Raw genomic sequence first — 3,339 nt, forward strand, 5'->3', positions numbered from 1 at the left:
TAAATATAAATAATAATGCCGCGAATATAACGATCGCCAAAAATTTTGATGTTAAAATTTTAAATCTGCTCGCTGGACGAATCGTTAAAAATTTATATGTTCCCCAGCTATATTCATTCGCAAAAATTGTACTTGCATATACGAGAATAAATGGAAGTAAAATAGGAAAAACAATAAAACCTGTATCTCTCATAAATGAAAGCGGTGAACTACTTGACGGTGCTATATCCGTATCTAAATGCTTCATTTTAAGCTGATATTCCTTTACAAGCTCGTCCCCTGACTGTTCTGCTAAAATATCCTCCTTTTTCATACCAAGTTTTTTCTCAATTTCTACAGTTCGTTCTGTATAATCCACTTTCCACCCTTTTGTTTCTGGCTCTAAATATTTTACCGTAACCCATCCTAATCCAATAATTAATACCGCAATAACTGCAAAAGGAATAATCGTTCGCTTTCGCTTAAATATTTTATACAGCTCGTTATAAACTAAATTAAACAATATCTTTTCCCCCTGTTAATTCTAAAAACTGCTCTTCTAGCGTTTTTCTTTCCTCATAAACACGATAAACTTGAATATTTTTCTCCATCAATGTACGAAGAATATTTGGAATTTCTTCATCTTTCACGTTTATAATTAATTCGTTTTCTTTTACTAAAACATCGTATTCTAAAACCTCTGCCGCTTTATTCGCATCATCTACACGTATATGTATTTCTTCTGTTTCTTCCTTTTTATCACTTTGAATATTTTGTGTTGCGACATATTCTCCGTGCTGAATAATAATAACTCTGTCACACATTAATTCTACTTCTGAGAGCAAGTGACTAGAGACAAGAACAGCTTTTCCTTGTTCATGTGCAATTTTCTTTATGTACATCCGCATTTCATGTATACCACTAGGATCTAATCCGTTCGTTGGTTCGTCTAGTATTAATACATCTGGATTATGTATAAGTGCCTGAGCAATTCCTAAACGTTGTCTCATACCGAGTGAATATGCTTTTACTTTACGGTCAATTACTTGTCCCATTCCTAATAGTTGCACAACTTCATCGATACGCTCTTCAGTCACATTCCCATTCATTCGTCCGAAATATGTTAAATTTTCATAGCCGCTTAAGAAAGGATAGAATTCTGGTGTCTCAATTACAGCGCCAATTTTCGCAGCAGTTTTTTCAAATTGCTGTTTTACAGATTGACCATCAATCCATACTTCTCCTTCTGTCATACGAATCATTCCGACCATCATTCGCATTAATGTCGTTTTTCCAGCACCATTTGGTCCTAATAAGCCAACTACTTCACCTTTTTTCACTTCAAAACTAATATTTTCTACTAACGTCTTTGAACCAATTCGCTTTGTTAATCGATCAACTTTTACGATCGCTTGCTCATTTATCATTCCATACAACCTTTCTTCTTAACTCTTTTTTTCAGTTCTTCCCACTGTATCATGATTAATAACATGTGTAAAATGAAGAAAAAGCCATGATTTCTCATGCCTTTTTCCTTGTTTCATATGACTTTTCACCCTTTAACCTTTGTGTAAACCTACAACATTGCCACATTGATATTATAATGACGGTTATCATAACAACTGCTGTTACCATTATCGCATACGTCGTAATCGGTGCATTTGTTACTCCTTGGATTCCTACTGCTTTCATAAAAATAATAATAAATAATTTCAAAAATAACATACCATGAATTAATCCGAAAACGAAAGCTCCTCCGTAAATTAATAATTGCTCATGACATAATAAACATAACATTTCCTTTCTCGTCATATTCACTACTTCGTACGATTTAAACTCCTCTCTTCTTACCTGTAAAAAAGAGGCTGTCATTTTATAAGTAATGAAAATACATACAAAAACTACAAATAAAAACATAGCATAAAACCACTTTACAAATATAAGTGTATATCCCGCTTTACTTGTTACAACTTCATTGAATCGGAATGATATCATAAAAAAACAAATCATTGTATTCATAGCAATCCACATAAATTGTTTTAACCTTTTGGTAGCAAATGTTTGTATATTTTTTCTCGCTAACCGACATAAAGACATAGATTCCTTCCCCTACCTTACTTCATAACATACGCATTCTATACTACTAGTGTATAAAAATATGACATTTTTAACATCGCACTTCAATCGGAATCTTTACTAAGCCTTTAGTCCTAGAAACCAAGCATATTTACCTCTTTAGCATTAAATAAAAAACAAAAAAAACGGAAATGCATTTTAGTTACATTTCCGTTCTTTGTTTAATGAGGTGAATCTTTATATAACTTAATTATCATGACTGCCTTGTAACTTCATCAACTATTCAGCCTTCGTATCTTCCACTTCAATCCTTTTTTTCTCTCTTGCAATTTTCAAAAACTCTAACAACTCTGGATTGTTATTCATTTTTTTATAGGCCACTGACATTTCTGCAACAAAATTAGAATCACATAACTCTTTATATACAACTTCTGTTTTATACAATTTATTTGCGGACACAGGTATTACTGTAATTCCAATACCTGCTGCTACAAGCCCCATGACAGTTTGATATTCGGTTGCTTCTTGTACAATATGCGGACTAAAACCTACATCACGGCAAAGCGATAAAATTGTATCGTATAACGCTGGCCATACTGGTCTCGTAATAAATACGAACGGTTCATCCCTTAAATCTTCGATATGTATTTCGTCCTTTTCAGCAAGTGGATGCGCCTTCGGTAAGCATAACGTACACGAAAGTTTTTGAATTGGTTCTAACTCTAGTAATTGCGTTGGAATTGGCGGACGTAAAAATCCAATATCAATTCGATTATCATGAAGTGCATGCACCTGATCCGGTGTTGACAATTCATGTAATGCAACAGACACTCTCGGAAATTTCTTTCTATACTCCCTGACGATTGACGGTAAAATATCATATATCGCCGCACCTACAAAACCAATTGAAAGTGATCCAACTTCTCCCCTTTGAGCACTTTGTGCAACTTCTACTGCTTTTTCAATTTGTTCAAACGCTTTTTTTACTTCTTTTAAAAACATTTCTCCTGCTTCTGTTAATTCAACCTTTCTCTTCGTTCTTGAAAATAACATAACTCCCATTTCTTTTTCTAATTGCTGAATTTGTTGACTAAGCGGTGGTTGTGTCATTTGTAGACGAGCAGCCGCTCGTCCAAAGTGCAATTCCTCTGCCACTACAACAAAATATTGCAAATGCCGTAATTCCATTTTGGACACCCTTTTCATTTTCGATTAATACATCTAATATATTAATAACATATAATTTATATATTAGACAAATATTTCGAATGAACGTATAGTAGA

Annotated in this window: 4 protein-coding genes; all 4 read right to left on the reverse strand. The window is 33.6% G+C overall.

Annotated elements, in window-relative coordinates; translation table 11 throughout:
• A partial coding sequence (locus tag KI356_RS23475; RefSeq protein ID WP_212936619.1) for a DUF2705 family protein occupies nucleotides 1-502 on the reverse strand: 502 nt, incomplete at its 3' end.
• A complete protein-coding gene (locus tag KI356_RS23480) occupies nucleotides 495-1,406 on the reverse strand; it encodes an ABC transporter ATP-binding protein (RefSeq protein WP_128282452.1) in 912 nt (303 codons plus the stop codon). The genes KI356_RS23480 and KI356_RS23475, both read right to left, overlap by 8 nt.
• 94 nt (nucleotides 1,407-1,500) lie before the next feature.
• Nucleotides 1,501-2,076: an FtsX-like permease family protein gene (locus tag KI356_RS23485; protein WP_212936620.1), complete on the reverse strand. Its 576-nt coding sequence runs from the start codon at nucleotides 2,074-2,076 to the stop codon at nucleotides 1,501-1,503.
• A 258-nt stretch (nucleotides 2,077-2,334) separates the two neighbouring features.
• Nucleotides 2,335-3,243, reverse strand: a complete 909-nt coding sequence (gene alsR, locus KI356_RS23490; protein ID WP_002121491.1) for an acetoin biosynthesis transcriptional regulator AlsR — start codon at nucleotides 3,241-3,243, stop codon at nucleotides 2,335-2,337.
• Nucleotides 3,244-3,339 lie beyond the last annotated feature (96 nt).

The sequence above is a fragment of the Bacillus hominis genome, assembly GCF_018332515.1.
In the GTDB taxonomy this organism is placed as follows: domain Bacteria; phylum Bacillota; class Bacilli; order Bacillales; family Bacillaceae_G; genus Bacillus_A; species Bacillus_A hominis.

Bases quoted from the DNA above. Each gene is read 5' to 3' on its own strand.
- KI356_RS23485 (WP_212936620.1), bottom strand. From the start codon at position 2,076: ATGTCTTTATGTCGGTTAGCGAGAAAAAATATACAAACATTTGCTACC.
- alsR (WP_002121491.1), bottom strand. From the start codon at position 3,243: ATGGAATTACGGCATTTGCAATATTTTGTTGTAGTGGCAGAGGAATTG.
- KI356_RS23480 (WP_128282452.1), bottom strand. From the start codon at position 1,406: ATGATAAATGAGCAAGCGATCGTAAAAGTTGATCGATTAACAAAGCGA.